The organism is Thermosynechococcus sp. Uc (genome assembly GCF_029335995.1).
In the GTDB taxonomy this organism is placed as follows: Bacteria; Cyanobacteriota; Cyanobacteriia; order Thermosynechococcales; family Thermosynechococcaceae; genus Thermosynechococcus.
Genome location: NZ_JARJMS020000048.1, coordinates 1 through 13,389 on the forward strand (window position 1 = coordinate 1; position 13,389 = coordinate 13,389).

Annotated in this window: 14 protein-coding genes; 5 read left to right on the plus strand and 9 right to left on the minus strand. The window is 53.6% G+C overall.

From position 1 onward, the window contains the following. The first annotated feature begins 108 nt into the window (after positions 1-108). Genes P3X23_RS05405 through P3X23_RS05415 form a run of 3 tightly spaced genes read left to right on the plus strand, consistent with a single transcriptional unit; the run spans position 109 to position 2,016 of the window. Complete coding sequence (locus P3X23_RS05405) at positions 109-510, plus strand: AbrB family transcriptional regulator (protein ID WP_300873909.1); 402 nt, start codon at positions 109-111, stop codon at positions 508-510. Continuing rightward, complete coding sequence (locus P3X23_RS05410) at positions 491-1,246, plus strand: pantothenate kinase (protein ID WP_300873912.1); 756 nt, start codon at positions 491-493, stop codon at positions 1,244-1,246. The genes P3X23_RS05405 and P3X23_RS05410 overlap by 20 nt, the downstream gene beginning before the upstream one ends. Before the next feature lie 8 nt (positions 1,247-1,254). Beyond that, on the plus strand, positions 1,255-2,016 hold the full coding sequence (locus tag P3X23_RS05415) for a BMC domain-containing protein (protein WP_300873914.1): 762 nt from the start codon (positions 1,255-1,257) through the stop codon (positions 2,014-2,016). On the opposite strand, the gene P3X23_RS05420 is transcribed toward P3X23_RS05415, so the two are convergent. The 3 genes from P3X23_RS05420 to P3X23_RS05430 form a co-directional block, all read right to left on the minus strand. Next, positions 1,950-3,224 (minus strand): NAD(P)/FAD-dependent oxidoreductase, encoded by a 1,275-nt coding sequence (locus tag P3X23_RS05420; RefSeq protein WP_300873916.1) that lies wholly within the window; start codon positions 3,222-3,224, stop codon positions 1,950-1,952. The two genes, P3X23_RS05415 and P3X23_RS05420, sit on opposite strands and share 67 nt — an antisense overlap. Before the next feature lie 2 nt (positions 3,225-3,226). Then, positions 3,227-4,960, minus strand: a complete 1,734-nt coding sequence (locus P3X23_RS05425; RefSeq protein ID WP_300873919.1) for a mechanosensitive ion channel family protein — start codon at positions 4,958-4,960, stop codon at positions 3,227-3,229. A gap of 81 nt (positions 4,961-5,041) precedes the next feature. Beyond that, positions 5,042-5,278 carry a hypothetical protein gene (locus tag P3X23_RS05430; RefSeq protein WP_300873922.1) on the minus strand — a complete coding sequence of 79 codons (237 nt, stop codon included), beginning with the start codon at positions 5,276-5,278 and terminating at the stop codon, positions 5,042-5,044. Between the two features lie 260 nt (positions 5,279-5,538). Between P3X23_RS05430 and aspS the strand changes: the two genes are divergently transcribed. Beyond that, a complete protein-coding gene (gene aspS, locus P3X23_RS05435; RefSeq protein ID WP_300873924.1) occupies positions 5,539-7,350 on the plus strand; it encodes an aspartate--tRNA ligase in 1,812 nt (603 codons plus the stop codon). A gap of 94 nt (positions 7,351-7,444) precedes the next feature. Here the strand turns inward: aspS and P3X23_RS05440 are convergent, their stop codons facing one another. From P3X23_RS05440 to P3X23_RS05450, 3 genes are read right to left on the minus strand one after another with little or no spacing between them, the layout of a single operon-like run. Beyond that, positions 7,445-8,092 (minus strand): MarC family protein, encoded by a 648-nt coding sequence (locus tag P3X23_RS05440; protein ID WP_300873926.1) that lies wholly within the window; start codon positions 8,090-8,092, stop codon positions 7,445-7,447. A gap of 13 nt (positions 8,093-8,105) precedes the next feature. Continuing rightward, on the minus strand, positions 8,106-8,540 hold the full coding sequence (locus P3X23_RS05445) for a hypothetical protein (RefSeq protein ID WP_300873929.1): 435 nt from the start codon (positions 8,538-8,540) through the stop codon (positions 8,106-8,108). A 19-nt stretch (positions 8,541-8,559) separates the two neighbouring features. Beyond that, the gene (locus tag P3X23_RS05450; RefSeq protein ID WP_300873932.1) at positions 8,560-10,605 is read right to left on the minus strand and encodes a flavin-dependent dehydrogenase; all 2,046 of its coding nucleotides are present in this window, start codon (positions 10,603-10,605) and stop codon (positions 8,560-8,562) included. A gap of 145 nt (positions 10,606-10,750) precedes the next feature. Here P3X23_RS05450 and P3X23_RS05455 point away from each other — a divergent pair, with 145 nt between their 5' ends. After that, a complete protein-coding gene (locus P3X23_RS05455; protein ID WP_300873934.1) occupies positions 10,751-10,987 on the plus strand; it encodes a hypothetical protein in 237 nt (78 codons plus the stop codon). On the opposite strand, the gene ruvC is transcribed toward P3X23_RS05455, so the two are convergent. Genes ruvC through P3X23_RS05470 form a run of 3 tightly spaced genes read right to left on the minus strand, consistent with a single transcriptional unit; the run spans position 10,937 to position 13,379 of the window. Continuing rightward, complete coding sequence (gene ruvC / locus P3X23_RS05460; protein ID WP_300873937.1) at positions 10,937-11,416, minus strand: crossover junction endodeoxyribonuclease RuvC; 480 nt, start codon at positions 11,414-11,416, stop codon at positions 10,937-10,939. The genes P3X23_RS05455 and ruvC overlap by 51 nt on opposite strands. A 5-nt stretch (positions 11,417-11,421) precedes the next feature. After that, positions 11,422-12,609, minus strand: coding sequence for an NAD(P)/FAD-dependent oxidoreductase (locus P3X23_RS05465; RefSeq protein ID WP_300873940.1), 1,188 nt, complete (start codon positions 12,607-12,609; stop codon positions 11,422-11,424). Between the two features lie 11 nt (positions 12,610-12,620). Beyond that, positions 12,621-13,379, minus strand: a complete 759-nt coding sequence (locus P3X23_RS05470) for an HAD family hydrolase (RefSeq protein ID WP_300873943.1) — start codon at positions 13,377-13,379, stop codon at positions 12,621-12,623. Positions 13,380-13,389: the final 10 nt, after the last annotated feature.

A 13,389-nucleotide genomic window follows, 5' to 3' on the forward strand; every position in this document is an offset into this window, starting at 1 on the left:
GTCGTGTAGGTTCCTGTTGATTAATAAATAATTCAGTTGTTTTACTTAAACTTATTTCAATAGTGTTCATAGGATTCACGATGTTCTGGTAGAGGAAATATAGAGCGAATGGAAAAAAACAAACCCCTAACTGGCAAAGCACTTTTACAGCGATTAAATGAACTGGGTTCTGTGTCTCGTAAAGAGGCCGCAAAACTCTGTGGCTACTACCGAATCACAAAATCAGGTGAGGTACGTGTCAACTTAGGGAAGTTTTACGAAGCAGTACTCGCTGCCGGCGGACTAGCAGTACAGTCATCGGATAAAGAAGCCAATGGTCAATCAGGACGGGGGCGATCGCCCTCCTATCGGGTCAAGGTGCACCAAAATGGTCAGATTGTTATTGGTGCAGCCTATACAAAAGCCATGAACCTAAAGCCGGGGGACACGTTCAAAATTAAGCAGGGCTATAAACATATTCATCTGTATCTTATAGATTCAGAAGAGATGGATGGCACTACAACAGAGTAATCACTGGTTCGCCCTGATTATTGGCAATAGTCGGCAGCACTGGGCCCTCTTTAGCGGTGAGCATTTAAGCCAGACTTGGCACCTCAGCCCTGAGGAATTTGCCTGCAACCCTACCCAAGACTATCCCGGACTCCCCTGTTGGGGGGCGAGTGTCGGTTCTGTGCCCCTGCACCAAGTCTATCCCACAGCGATCGCCCTTACCCTGAAGGATATTCCCATTCCTCGGATGTATCCGACCCTAGGCATTGACCGTGCCCTTGCCCTCTGGGGAGCGCTTCAGGTCTATGGAGCACCGGTGTGTGTTGTGGATGCAGGCACTGCTCTAACGCTGACCCTAGCTAACGATCGCGGCGAATTTGCAGGCGGTGTGATTCTCCCCGGCGTCGGATTAATGGCGCGGGCACTGGCGGACTATACGGCAGCCCTACCCTGCGTAGCCTTTCCCACAACAGCCCCCCCCCGTTGGGGCACCACTACCAGCACAGCCATTGAAAGTGGTCTTTACCACGGCACTGCCGCCATTTTACAGGCCTACCTTGGCGACTTTTTTGAAGAGTACACCCAAGGTACGCTAATTGTAACCGGGGGCGATCGCTCCTTGATGAGTCAACTGTTGAAAACATTTCTAGACCCACACCGCTGGCGCGAGGATGCTCATCTGGCTTTTTGGGGTATCCGCGCTCTCCGCAACTCAACCGCTAAGATAGAGATGCAACCAACAGAAAGGATTGACTAATTCAGGCAATGGAGCAACGTCATGATTTTACGGATTTAGCCTTGGGACTAGTCTCTGCCCAGAGCTTTCCGGCGATCGTTGGCATTGCCGATCACATGCTCAAATCCTCTGATGTGCTCCTAGTGGGCTACGAAAAAATCGGCAGTGGTCACTGTACGGCCATTGTGCGCGGACGAATTGCCGATGTCCGCCTGGCAGTGGAAGAAGGCGCCGAACGGGCACAGCAATTTGGTCAAGAACTCAGTACCTTGGTCATTCCAAGGCCAGATCCCAATCTTGAGAAAATTCTCCCCATTGGTAGTCTGCTGGCTCAGCTTGCTTCCAAAAGTCGCGGCCATCGCCTCAGTAGTCATGCAGTCGGTTTATTGGAAACACGGGGATTTCCAGCAATGGTGGGGGCAGCGGATGCCATGCTCAAAGCAGCCGATGTGATGCTGACCGCCTATGAAACCATTGGCGCCGGTCTGTGTACGGCTATTATTCGGGGTACGGCCTCCAATACGGCGATTGCCCTTGAAGCAGGGATGGCGGAAGCCGATCGCATTGGTGAACTCCATGCTGTAATGTTAGTGCCCCGTCCCTTGGAAGATTTGGATCAATCTTTGCCCTTGGCACCGGCTCTGCAGCGGGAACTGCAACCCCTGCGGCTACCCCTCACCCTCAAGCAAAAAGAGGGCGAACCCCTTGCCCTCCAAAGCGCAGCTCAAGAAAGTGTGGCCGTGGAAGCTCCTGTCGAAACGGTGCCCGTCGAACCCCCTGCCAATCCCTGACCCGCAATCCAGCCTGTTGTCCACGCACTTTGCAGGTTAAAGCCCCCTGTCACCCCATCAATATCGAGAATTTCCCCCGCCAGGAACAGACCCTCACAGCAACGACTAGCCATTGTCTTGAAATCTACTTCCTTGAGAGCCACACCGCCACAGGTAACAAATTCCTCTTTGAAGGTGCCCTTGCCAGCGATCGCGAATGTACCTCGGTGTAAGGCCTCCGCCAGAGCCAGCAGTTGTTTTTTACTCAGATGTGCCCAAGTTTGCTCGGCGGGGATGCCCACGCTGGTTGTCCAGTAGCTCCAGAGGCGACGCGGCAAGGGAAAGGGACAATGGTTGGCGATCGCCCGCTTGGGGGCATGGGTACGACAGGCTGCCAACTCCGCTTGAATCTGCGGCAGCGACAGATGGGGGAGCCAATTCACCACCAAGGTACCGCGATAGTCGTGCACCGCCAAGGCGCGCGCCCCCCATGCCGAGAGTTTTAAGACCACAGGGCCACTGAAGCCCCAATGGGTAACGAGAATAGCACCGCTTTGTGTCAACGGCGGCGGCTGCGGCAGTTTGAGGGTCGCTTGCACCAGTTGGACGCTGAGGCCTGAGCGCTCGTGCAAAAGGGGGTCATCAACTTGGAATGTAAAGAGTGAAGGTACGGGGGGAATAATCGTGTGTCCCAATCGCGCTGCTAAGCGATAGCCTTGGCAACTGCTGCCTGTGGCTAAAAGGACGCGATCGCCCACAAGGGGTTGGGACTGTTGAGTCAGCGTGATGTGAAACTGGCTACCCACTTTAACAATGTCCTTCACTGCTGCACGAGTCCGAATGTGAATACCCAAGGCCATTGCTTCTTGTACCAGAGTGTCAATAATGGTTTCTGAATCATCACTGACGGGAAAGACCCGCCCATCGGCTTCGGTTTTTAACTTCGCCCCCCGCGCCTCAAACCAAGCAATTGTGTCTTGGGGTTGAAAGCGATTAAAGGCACCCCGCAAGGCCTTACCGCCACGGGGATAGTGTTGCACCAACAGCGACGGATCAAAACAGTGGTGCGTGACATTACAGCGGCCACCGCCAGAGATGCGGACTTTGTTCAGCACCGTTGTTGCAGCTTCTAAAATAGTCACGCGATCGCGGGGATTAGCCGTAGCACAGGCGATCGCCCCAAAAAATCCAGCGGCACCACCGCCGATCACCAAAATGTGCCGACCCACAATCAAGCGTCCAAGGGCGAGGGATGGGTATTTTCATCTTTGCCGTTGCGATCGCGCCCCCAGTGAAGCTGTTGATGCAACCGCGCCACGGCAATCCCTTCTGCGGCCATGAGATTTAGCACCCGCCGTCGAAACTCCCGTCCCACAGCCCATTGTTGTCCCGGTGGCGTCTTAATCCAGATGCGCACAAGTAAGCCACTGGCGGTAATCTGATCAATCCCTAAAATTTCCGGTTGCTCCAACATCTTGAGCTGCCACTCAGGTTCTGCGTAAAAACGGATACTTAGGTCATTCAGCAACGACAACAGGCGATCGGGATGAGTCTCGATATCCACCCACAGTTCTAGGTTGACCCGCGACCAAGTACGGGTTAAATTGGCCACCCTTGTAATCGTACTATTGGGAATTGTAATCAGCCGACCCTCCGCATTGCGCAACTGGGTAATCCGCAAATTTAAATTTTCCACCATGCCTGAGTAGGGTTCAATTTCCACCACATCGCCAATACCGTACTGATCTTCCCAGACAATCAGCAGACCATTAATAATATCCTTCACTAAGTTTTGTGATCCTAGGGAAATGGCTAAGGCTAAGAATCCCCCCACCGCCAAAATGGAGGAGACTGGAATGCCTAAAGAGCTAATAATCACCACTAGCCGAATGAGGTAGATGACAGCGGTCTTAAACCCCCGCATTACTTCTACAGCGGTGCCAATCCGCAGGCTTTTGCGCTGGGTATCGGCAAACCTGAGAAGATTATTTTGCTCCCAGAAAACACGAAGGCGATCGAAGGTCAAGTCAGCAAATTGATTCAGCAGCCCAGTACTAAACCACACGACCATCCAAAGAATCGGCAGGCCATAGACTTGGGAACTCAGCCAGCGGGTCATGGGGAAGAGGCGCAAAATTGCCGCTAAGCCAAGCAGCCACAGGGCTACTTGTCCCCACAACAGCAGATACCGAACAAGGCTAATCAGCTTAATGCGCTGCTTGAGAAAGAACTTGTGTTGGAGATGCGGCAGGAGAGATAAAACCCACTCTGGGGTTTCTGGAGTGGTTGTGTCGAGTTGCTGTTGCAGATGCTTGTGTTGCCGAATCAGAAACTGTTGCACAATCCACAAGATCAAACTTGCTCCTGCCACTGTAAAAAAGGTAAGAACGGCCTTCTCAGCTTGCGCCATCAGGGCTGTAGGGGTGCGTTCCTGAATTGCTCGGTTCATCTGCTCCTGCAAAATATCCCGCCACTGCTGCGCTAGGGTCTCCGCAGGCAGTTGATGGTAGTCGCTGTCGGCTTCTGTTACTGTCAGCAGGCGAGTGGTGCGTTCGGCTTGACCAATGCGGGCACTGATGACCAAAACATTATTGAGGCGGGCAACACCAATGTTCACCAATGCTGGCGATCGCCGTCTGCGGTCAAGGGCACTGTGGAGCACTCGCCGTAGATTGGATTGAATCAGTTCAGCTCGCACTTCAACGGGAATTAGGTTGCCGGGATGGGCGCGATCGCGCACCGTCGGCGCAGCAATTGTAAAAAGACTACTGCCATCAAAACGGACATCGGTCATTTCCAGTTCACCAATGCGGGTGACGCCAGGGGGTGTAGGAACAACTGGGGTTTGGCTAATTCCCGGTAGTGCAACCTGAGCAACACTGATCCACGGGGAGAAAAGGGTGAAAAAAAACACCCCTAGAGCGATCGCCCCCCACCGCCATAGTCGTTGATGCACGTAGATCATCCGCTTGTACTGCTTCTACAGGGTCACAATTGCCAAAACTATCCTCTGGCTTTTGGAAGGAGCCACTCAGCTCAAGGTTCCCTAGGGGCGATCGCCAAAACCACCGGAAACGCGATCGCTGGCCACATCTCGGATTAAAGAAAGACGCGAGGAAATGTAGCACTCCAGATGATGGCGCTGGTTGTGCTCTAGGGGATAAACGTCACTAAACTGTGCCAGCAGCCATCCCTGTAGGGCGTGATCATCTAAGCTAAGGAGTCGTCCCACCTGTACTTGCTCAACAAAGTGCCAGAACTGGCGCAGAAGAGAGGGAGTCATACTTGCCCTCCTTTTAAGGTTTTCTTTAGATTTTGCCTATCTACTACCATACGTTGCCTCTTGGGGATTGGGGAGGAATCTGCCAAAGCCGCAATTAAAGTTAGAAAATCCACATCAAGTAATGTAAATTTCTGTTGCGTTTTCTAAAGCCAAGCCTGCTTGGCAACCTCTGATTCTTTGGGGCGGCACCGCTAACGGTAGGGCGGTGAACCGCTAAAATAGTAAGGCTTTACTAACATACTCACCACTCATTGGAGTCTATGCGCACACACTACTGTGGCGATGTTCGGCTAACGGATGTCGGAACAATGGTCACCCTCTACGGTTGGGTTGATCGGCGGCGAGATCATGGCGGGGTTATCTTTATTGATTTGCGCGATCGCTCCGGCATTGTCCAAATTGTCAGTGATCCCCAGCGCACTCCCGATTCCTATGCTCAAGCCGATCGCCTGCGCAGTGAGTATGTGGTGAAAATTGTGGGTCGTGTCAGCAAGCGCCCCGCAGATTCAGTGAACCCGAAATTGGCCACGGGCGACATCGAGATCTACGCCGATCAGATTGATGTCCTCAATACGGTGCGCCAGCAACTCCCCTTTGCCATCTCCAGTAGCGAGAATGAGCAAGTGCGCGAAGAGGTGCGGCTGCGCTACCGCTATCTTGATCTACGACGGGAACGGATGGCACGGAATTTGCAGTTACGCCATCGCGTTGTCCAAGCCATGCGTCGGTTTCTTGAGGATGAGGCGGGCTTTATTGAAGTGGAAACCCCGATTCTCACCCGCTCGACACCAGAAGGTGCCCGCGATTACTTAGTGCCCAGTCGCGTGAATCCGGGGGAATGGTTTGCCCTTCCTCAATCGCCGCAGTTGTTCAAGCAGCTATTGATGGTGGCGGGGTGCGATCGCTATTACCAGATTGCCCGCTGCTTTCGCGATGAAGACTTGCGCGCCGATCGCCAGCCTGAATTTACTCAACTGGACATGGAGATGAGCTTCATGGATCAGGAGGAAATTATTGATCTCAACGAAGCGCTCATTTGCCACATTTTCAAAACCGTGAAGGGTATTGATTTACCTCGACCCTTTCCCCGCTTGACTTATCAAGAGGCCATGGATCGCTATGGCACCGATAAGCCTGACACCCGCTATGGCCTCGAACTGGTAGATGTCTCTGATATTCTCAAAGACTGCGGTTTCAATGTCTTTAGCGGGGCGATCGCCCAAGGGGGTGTGGTGAAAATTTTGCCCATTCCCAATGGCAACGATCGCATCTCCAATGTGCGCATTAAACCCGGTGGCGATCTCTTCCAAGAGGCCACTGCTGCCGGTGCCAAAGGGCTGGCCTACATTCGTGTTCGTGAGAACGGCGAGATTGACACAATTGGTGCCATCAAGGACAACCTCTCCTCAGAGCAAAAGACCATGCTCTTAGAGCGCACTGGTGCCCAGCCGGGGCATTTACTCCTCTTTGCAGCCGGGGACACTGCAACGGTAAATAAAACCCTCGATCGCCTGCGGCAGACCATTGCCCGCGAATTTAATCTCATTGATCCCACGGCACTCCATCTTCTTTGGGTCGTTGATTTTCCCATGTTCGAGTGGAATGCCGAAGAAAAGCGCCTTGAGGCACTGCACCATCCTTTTACCGCTCCTCATCCTGCTGACTTAGATGATCTCAAAACCGCTCGTGCCCAAGCCTATGACCTCATCTTCAACGGCTACGAAGTGGGCGGCGGCAGTTTGCGCATCCATCAGTCGGAGTTACAACGCCGCGTCTTTGAAACCATTGGCTTGGATGAAGCGGCGGCTCAAGAAAAATTTGGTTTTCTGTTGGAGGCCTTTGAATTTGGCACTCCTCCCCACGGCGGCATTGCCTACGGTCTAGATCGTCTCGTCATGCTCCTAGCGGGCGAAGACTCGATTCGGGATACGATTGCCTTCCCGAAAACCCAGCAAGCGCGTTGTCTCCTCACCGGTGCCCCCAGCAGTGTTGAACCGCAGCAACTCAAAGAACTCCATGTCAGCCCCGCCAAGCCTGCAAAGACCACTGCCAAAACCGCAAAAAAAACCTAAGCACGTAGATCTGTTAACGGATTCCACATCCCCTCCGGTAGCCACTCACTGAGGAATGATTCACCGCTTACCCAGCCCTCCTTAAAGGCTTAGTTCAGCGAGTTTGATATAGGTTTGCCCTGACGAATTCCAGACTGCCGTCGGCAATCAACTGCACAGCGATCGCCAGAATAAAAAATCCAAGAATGCGGGTTAGTGCCCCCACACCAGTTTTGCCCCACTTTTGCAGGAGTCGCTCGCCCAAAGCAAGGCAGACATAGACCACACCGCCAAAAAGACCAATCCCCAGCAGACAGCCGAGATACTCTTCCCAAACCTGGCAGCGCGTTGATAAGGTCATAGTCACGCCGATCGCCCCTGGCCCACTAATCAAAGGGACGGCCATCGGTGTAAACGTAATATCCTCTTTGTCAATTGCTTCTGCGTGCTCCTGAAGCGTCAAGCGTTGGTGAGAAGTCACCATTTGCCAGGCAGTATGAGCCACAATCAGTCCTCCAGCAATACGCACGACAGCTAAGGAAATGCCGAAGAAGCTAAGGATAAACTTACCCACCAAAAAGAATGTGACTAAAACGGCAAAGACATTTAAGGCAATTTGCCTAGCCTCTTGGCGACGGCACTTGGAGGAATGTTTCGCCGTGAGGGTGCAAAAGATGGGAATAGCACCAATGGGGTCGGCAATCGGAAACAAAGCAGCCAGTGTTCCCAGCAAAAAAGAGAAGGTTGGATGTGCTATTGACATTTTTTTTGTAAAGTCAAGTATTTAACACAGCAATAATCTCATGGCTAATGGAGCGCAGTTGATTGCGCAGGTCTGCGCTGGGAAGATTGTGACCACTAAACACCCCCTGACCAATACTGCTGAAGCGCCACTGCTCACTCGTGTAGCTAAAACCAACAATCTCTAGGCCAATGGCACGGCGCTGAGCAGAGTCTGGATCGCAATGGAGACGGATTTGTAGGAGCAAACTGCGGGCTTGCCAGCGGCGACTCCAGCCGGGTAGGTGAAAGCCAATGTCAATTGAATCCGGATCCACGAAGTTGCGGGTGTGGGGGTCATCGGCCCAAGGATGCAAGTCTGCCCGCAGATCGGGATTGCACTGCCTGAAGAGGTGGACGATCGCCCCCAATTTACTGGCCATTTGCACCGTCACTGCCTGCTCTGCTGCATTCACTGTGGTTCTCTCCACAACACTGTTGTTCCCAAGGTTAGCGAGGGGAAACGGCTTGATCAACTCTAGCGGTTGATAGGGGTGCTAAGGGACGCTCAAGACGGGGTTGCCCCACCGAGTAACTCAGGGCATAGCTTTGCACCAAAAGCCAAAACCACAGTTGGGGTGCCAAGGGTTCAAGCCACGGTTGACACCAGCGTACCAAGGGGGGAAGCCAAAAACCAAAGAGAGCATGGTACAGGGCATCTAAGCTAAAACTCAGGTAGCTTTGCAGCCAACGCAGCAAATCCCAAGGCCCCACCATTTCGTAGATCCACCAAAGGAGACCGGGATTTTGCCAAGCAGCTCGCAGTGCCATGCGGTTAAAGGGAAGCCAACCAGTGCGGTCTTTAATAAAGCGATCGGCGAGTTCAGGGGATTCTTGCCCAAGGATGCCAAAGAAGGTGTTAAGCATGGCATTGACGCGGGCTGGAGGGAGGGGACGATCGCTAGGCACCATCATTCCCCGCGAAAAGAGCCATGTCACTGCTGTATTACTCTGATAAGCGCGAATTTGGTTGAGGAATGGTTGTTGCACAAGGTCGTGACGCAGTGCGGTGTCCAGCAGATCCGTCAGGCGCGGTAGGTTGCGCACCAGTGAACCAAAACCAGTAAACACTAAAGGGGATTGGAGGGAGGCGGCATCACCAATGGCCAAGACTCGATCAAAGGCCACGGCGCGATCGCCCCGATGGTGGCTAAAGTAGCCGGGAATGTAACCAAATGTCGGTTTGACCCAAGTCAGTTGGTCTAAATCGCAGCGGCGGTACTCCGGCAAAATCGTAAAGAAGTCTTCGTAAAGTTCCAGTAGAGAGCCGGGAAACTCTGGCTGAATGTGGTGGTAGTGAAAAAGATAAATTGTGCGCTCTTCCCCTGACCCCGGAAACAATTCCCAAATGAGTTGGCGTCCTCGCGAAATATCGCCATGGCTAAAGAGCACATCGCCATAATCGCCATCCCAAACCTCTGGAGCAATTCCTTTGACAATTGCCCCCACTGTGGGACACACACTATCAAAAGCCCGACCGCCGTTGAGTTGCCGCGCAATGGGGGAGGCAGTGCCCATTGCATCCACCAGAACACGGGCGATCGCCTGTCGCTGTGCTTGGGTCTGGCGCTGCTGTGTTTGTAGGACAACGCCATTGGGATGAATCGTAGCGGTTTGAAATTCCGTCCAATCCCAAATCTCACCGCCCGCTTGGCGCAGTTTCTCTCCACAGAGATGCAAGAATTTTGCCGAGTCCAGGGCAATGTTGAGAACTGTCGGGGTGTGCAGTACGGGTGCGCGACAATGGGGAGGGCTAGTGGCATCAAAGAACTTGTTAAAGCCATCGCGGTACTCGCGGGCAATGAGGCCCTCAAATTCCGCAGCCGTAAATAAGCCCAGATCAATCAGGCTTTGAAATTCCATGCGGGAGATATTCCACTCGCGATTCATACGGCCAAACGGTAACCGTTCAATCACCAGCACCCGATAGCCCAACCGCGCCATCACTGCTGCATGAACCACTCCCAAAGCACCCCCGACATAGACTAAGTCATAGCTTGGCGTCTCACAAAGCGTTGTTGCCCGGTGCAGAACAGGCACAGGGGGAGTGGGCTGTTGTACCCCTTGGCGCCAGCGCTGTTCCCACCAATAGACGCGCTCTAGATCCGCCTCGCCTTGGGGCATGCGTTGGAAGTATTTCACTGTCAGTGGATAGCAATTGGCCAAGGCTTCAAAAATTGTCTTGTCAGCAGGCCAAGGGGGGAGAACTTCAGGTTGCAGAGGAAAGGCCAAACGCAGCGCTCGCTGAAGTTGTTGGACACAGGCACGCTCCTGCGGAAAAGGCTGCTTTCCCCAACGCATCACCTTGAGGTAGGTGGTACGCTGCAGACTCCACAGAAAAATGGCGAGTTCCGTAGGGCTATTGGGAACCTGCCAACAGCCGCCACTGGATTTGGGCACGATAGCGCCAAGGCGCGGCTCAAAAGTACGATGCAGCCACTCAATCACTGCTGCGGTATTGGGAGTGGGCACTTCAAGGTATAGGAGTTCTTGCATTTTGTTTCAGAAGTCCGCTAAGAAGCTTGACAACGGCACGATTTGGCGTAAACTGCACGGTACTAAACAGTTTAAGAGAGTTTACGAGTTCTCAGAATTGCCCTGTTGCCCTATGCATTATCCCATTCCAAGGAGTCTCGAAGAAATGGCAGCCCTCAGCCAGCAGCCTGTCAATGAAGAGGTGGTGGCGGCGGCGATCGCCGGCGTAACTATGATTTGCCGGGCTCAAGGACACAGTCTGGCACAGATTCAGGAATGGGTGCTTGCAGAGGATGATCTACTGGATCAGAAAACACGCCAATGGCTCAGTAAAGCAGTAGAAGTTGCTTGGTTAAGCGTTGATACCCTCGTAGTGACGACTTGCTGTGAGGGCAATTGCTAGGGCATCAGCGGCGTCATCCGGCTTGGGGAGGGTGCCGAGATGGAGTTCCCGTTGCACCGCCTGTTGAACGTCCATTTTTGTGGCATTGCCATAGCCGGTGAGGGCTTGTTTGACTTGGGGGGGGGTAAATTCCAGCAGTGGACAGTGCAATTGACTGAGAACTAAAAGAATCACTCCCCGCGCTTGGGCAACCACAATTGTATGGCTCATTTTGTAGAAGAAGAGCCGCTCCAAAGCCACCCAATCCGGTTGGAGCGTAGGAATTAGGGTGTGCAGATCGGTGTAGAGGTTTTGCAGGCGATCGCCTACGGGGGCATCCGCAGGGGTCGTGATCACGCCAAAATCACACACCTGGCAGGTGTTGCCCTGCACCTCAATACAGCCATAGCCAAGGGTAGCAAGGCCGGGGTCTAAGCCAAGGATGCGCACACCTTCTAGTTCGCAGTGCCGGTCAACAGATGCAAAATTGGCTTCGCCATCCAGTTCAACCCCACCTTCAGTTGATGTTCGAGGGTGGGCATGCGGTAGAGATAGGCCAGTCGCCGTGCTAAGTAGGCCAGCGGGCCATCGAGGGTCAGTCCCAGACCGGCCAAGGCGGCGCGATCGCTACCTAGGGTAAGCATTTCACCGAGGTGGGAATAACGACAAGGCAGTAGCGGGCGATCGCTGATACTCGCCCAAAGATTCCAAGCGGCATAATCTGCCTGCTGAAAAGCGGCCTGCGCTGTATGGGGAATTGCTTGGCCTTGGTCATCCACCGCATCTGCAGCATCGCCAAGGGCAAAAATCTCTGGGTGATCAACGACCTGTAATGTGGGCATCACCTGAAGGCGACCCGTCGGTGTTTTGGGCAAATCAAGGGCAGCAACCACGGGTGAAACCACCGTACCCACTGTCCACAGGACAATATCAACGGGCAAATCGTCAACGTGGTCTTTGTATTGCAGAGAAATTTGATTGGCATTCACGGCAATGGGGGTTGTTTCCAAGTCAATCCAAACGCCCCGCTCTTCGAGGGCACGCAGAGCCGCCCTGCGATTAAATTCTGGGGAAGACTTGAGGATCTCGGTGTTGCGATCCACAAGGCGAATCCGCCCTCGGCTCCCCAAGCGCTCCGCCAGCTTACAGGCCAATTCCACCCCACTAGGACCAGCGCCAACCACAACAACGCGAATGCGATCGCGATCGGAGCGCTCACAGCGTTGTAGCGCCTCTTCCAAGCGGTAAGCATCATTGAGGGTACGGAAGGTCAAGGCGTACTCCGCCACACCGGGGATACTGTTTTTCGGAGTTTCTCCCCCCAAAGCAAGTACCAGTTTTTCGTAGGTGAGAGGGCGACTCTCGCTCAGATGAACAGTTTTGGCCTGTAGGTTAACGGCAGTAACTGTTCCTTGGTGAAAGACAACCGGTGTATCTTTGAGCAACTCCACAAAAGGAGGAGCAATTTCCCATGCCTGTAGTTCCCCAGTAATGAGCTCATAGAGCAGGGGAGTAAACACAAAGCGATCGCTTTGATCGACAAGGGTGATCTCTGGAGAGGTAGCCCAAGGGAATTGGGCAAGCCGTAGGGCTGTATAAAGCCCACCAAAGCCACCCCCTACAATACAAATTTGACTAGTCACTGCTGATTCTGTTATGACGCTGTCTCCCTCAGTATAACCTGCGCACCTGTGAGGTCAGCAATTTGAGGTACGGCTAGGCGCGGGCTAGGGGATGGCGCCGGCAACAATGGGCGATCGCGCCGCAGCCAAATTGCCTGGAGACCAGCGCCTTGGGCACCGAGGACATCTTCCTCCCAACTATCGCCAATATGCCACACCTGAGAGGTGGCATAGGGGGTCACTGCCCGCTCAAAGATGAGTCGATCCGGTTTTGCTGCTCCCACTTCGCTGGAAATCCACACCCCCTTAAAAAAGGGCACTAGCCCCAAGGTCTCGAGGATGCCATACAAACGGCTGTCAAAATTCGACACCACCATCAAGGGAATGCCTTGGGCTTGCCAGTCCTTCAAAGCAGGCAAGACATCTTCATAAAGACACCAAGGCTCAGCCGTGGCATAGTAGGCAAAGACGGGGGCAAAAAACGTATCAAAATCAGCAAATTGATCGAGAACCCCCGCGCGTCGAAACGTGTCTGCCGCAACCCCTTGCCACCACTGCAATTCTGCCTTCGCCCGTTGGCGGGCCTCAAGATTGGGGAAAGCGCAGGGAGGGGCTGCTTTGAAGGCCTGAAAAAAGGCTATATCCAATGCTCCTGGATCAACTTGAACCCCCACTGCGGCAGCAAAGCGACCATAAACGGTGCCCACGGATTCTCGTAGGCCAAAGAGGGTACCGACGGCGTCGAGGGTAATGAGTTGGGGGGGCTCAAGCGGGCGCATCGGAACTGGCATCCAGGGCGGG

What these genes read in the sequence shown, in the direction of transcription:
- P3X23_RS05410 (WP_300873912.1), top strand. Translation starts at nt 491, where the DNA reads ATGGCACTACAACAGAGTAATCACTGGTTCGCCCTGATTATTGGCAAT.
- aspS (WP_300873924.1), top strand. Translation starts at nt 5,539, where the DNA reads ATGCGCACACACTACTGTGGCGATGTTCGGCTAACGGATGTCGGAACA.
- P3X23_RS05405 (WP_300873909.1), top strand. Translation starts at nt 109, where the DNA reads ATGGAAAAAAACAAACCCCTAACTGGCAAAGCACTTTTACAGCGATTA.
- P3X23_RS05450 (WP_300873932.1), bottom strand. Translation starts at nt 10,605, where the DNA reads ATGCAAGAACTCCTATACCTTGAAGTGCCCACTCCCAATACCGCAGCA.
- P3X23_RS05430 (WP_300873922.1), bottom strand. Translation starts at nt 5,278, where the DNA reads ATGACTCCCTCTCTTCTGCGCCAGTTCTGGCACTTTGTTGAGCAAGTA.
- P3X23_RS05440 (WP_300873926.1), bottom strand. Translation starts at nt 8,092, where the DNA reads ATGTCAATAGCACATCCAACCTTCTCTTTTTTGCTGGGAACACTGGCT.
- P3X23_RS05470 (WP_300873943.1), bottom strand. Translation starts at nt 13,379, where the DNA reads ATGCCAGTTCCGATGCGCCCGCTTGAGCCCCCCCAACTCATTACCCTC.
- P3X23_RS05415 (WP_300873914.1), top strand. Translation starts at nt 1,255, where the DNA reads ATGGAGCAACGTCATGATTTTACGGATTTAGCCTTGGGACTAGTCTCT.
- P3X23_RS05455 (WP_300873934.1), top strand. Translation starts at nt 10,751, where the DNA reads ATGGCAGCCCTCAGCCAGCAGCCTGTCAATGAAGAGGTGGTGGCGGCG.
- P3X23_RS05425 (WP_300873919.1), bottom strand. Translation starts at nt 4,960, where the DNA reads ATGATCTACGTGCATCAACGACTATGGCGGTGGGGGGCGATCGCTCTA.